The organism is Asticcacaulis sp. P4_H10 (genome assembly GCF_056400965.1).
This window is the reverse complement of sequence record NZ_JBFUKH010000017.1, coordinates 1-1,317: the sequence shown is the minus strand read 5'-3', so window position 1 is coordinate 1,317 and position 1,317 is coordinate 1. Positions and strand designations below refer to the sequence as shown.

The window sequence follows — 1,317 nt, the reverse complement described above, 5'->3', positions numbered from 1 at the left end:
GGGGTCGCCGGAAGGCGCGGACCTGCTGACCGGTGTCGAAGTCCTGAACTTCAATGGCGTCGAATTTACGCCGACTGAGTTCAATACGGGCACGGTCCAGACGGGTACGGCGGGCAATGAGACCCTGACGGGTTCGGAGCAGAGCGACCAGTTGAGCGCGCTGGGCGGCAATGACTCGATCGCGGGTCTTGGCGGTGGCGACCAGATCGATGGTGGCGAAGGTAATGACACGCTGGATGCCGGTGAAGGCAACGACGTCGTTCAGGGCGGCGCAGGGGCGGACTCCGTCATCGCGGGCGCAGGCAATGACTCGGTTGATGCCGGTGCAGACAATGACACGGTCCTGGGTGGCGCGGGTGCGGACGCCCTGTCGGGTGGCGCGGGCGACGATACGATCGATGGCGGCACTGAGAACGACACGATCAGTGGCAATGCCGGTAATGATACGCTCACAGGCGGCACGGGCGACGACGCTCTTTACGGCAATGCCGGTTCGGACAGCCTGGTCGGCGGTGACGGCAACGATTACATCGAGGACTCTGAATCGATCAATACGCTGATCGGCGGCGATGGCAACGACACCCTGTATGGTCAGTGGCAGGACGGCGGCGCAGGCAATGACCGCCTGCAGAAGTACGGCTACGCCTATGACGGCACCTATCGTGCGGTTAGCCTGTCGGGCGGTGACGGCGCCGACACGATCTACGGCTATGACGGCTACACGACCGACGGCAATCACGACACCCTGTCGGGCGGCGCGGGCGCCGACTACATCCAGGACGATGGCTACGCCAAGGAAATCTACGGCGACGCCGACAACGACACCATCTACGCCTCCAGCGGAGACGACACCGTCTATGGCGGTACGGGCGATGACTCGATCCGCGGCGAAAACAACAACGACAGCATCATAGCCGGTGACGGGCTGGACTCGATTTCCGGCGGCCAGGGCAATGACACGATTGACGGTGGCCTGGGCTCGGATACCGCCTTCTACAGCGGCAACCTGGCCGACTACACGGTYGCCCGTGACGGTCTCGGCAACCTGCTGGTGTTCGACAACCGCTCGGGGTCGCCGGAAGGCGCGGACCTGCTGACCGGTGTCGAAGTCCTGAACTTCAATGGCGTCGAATTTACGCCGACTGAGTTCAATACGGGCACGGTCCAGACGGGTACGGCGGGCAATGAGACCCTGACGGGTTCGGAGCAGAGCGACCAGTTGAGCGCGCTGGGCGGCAATGACTCGATCGCGGGTCTTGGCGGTGGCGACCAGATCGATGGTGGCGAAGGTAATGACACGCTGGATGCCGGTGAAGG

1 protein-coding gene is annotated in these 1,317 nt (G+C 63.5%); it reads left to right on the top strand.

Features of this window, described 5'->3' with window-relative positions:
• Positions 1-1,317, top strand: a 1,317-nt coding sequence (locus tag AC1DON_RS21800) for a calcium-binding protein (protein WP_476936934.1), incomplete at both ends; no start/stop codon positions are given.